Origin of the sequence: Spectribacter acetivorans (assembly GCF_031846305.1) — a bacterium.
Taxonomy (GTDB): domain Bacteria; phylum Pseudomonadota; class Gammaproteobacteria; order Nevskiales; family Salinisphaeraceae; genus Spectribacter; species Spectribacter acetivorans.
The window spans coordinates 1-340 of record NZ_JAVRHY010000045.1 but is presented as its reverse complement, the minus strand read 5'-3'; the positions used below and the strand labels follow the sequence as shown (position 1 = coordinate 340).

1 protein-coding gene is annotated in these 340 nt (G+C 65.3%); it reads left to right on the top strand.

The annotated features are described in order from the left end of the window. On the top strand, window positions 1-340 hold a 340-nt coding region (locus RM531_RS16020; protein WP_311660732.1), incomplete at both ends, for a helix-turn-helix domain-containing protein.

Here is a 340-nt window from a genome sequence, read left to right as displayed (position 1 = left end):
CGCGCGTTACGGGATCAGCCGTAAGACCGGCTACAAATGGCTGGCGCGCTATCAGGCCCTGGGCATGGACGGTTTGCAGGAGCGCAGCCGCCGACCTTGGGGGCATGCCCGACAAACGCCTTATACCCTGCAACAGGCCATCATCGAGTTGCGACAAAGCGGCCGCGGGTTGCGGGGGCCGAAAAAGATACGCGAGCTGCTGGCGATGCGTTACCCGGACGCGGATCTGCCAGGTTTGACCACCATCTATCACGTGCTCAAGCGCGCTGGCTTGATCACGTCGACGCGCCGCCGGCGGCGCGTCGCGCCCACGGCCAGACCATTTGCCTCGGTTCAGGCG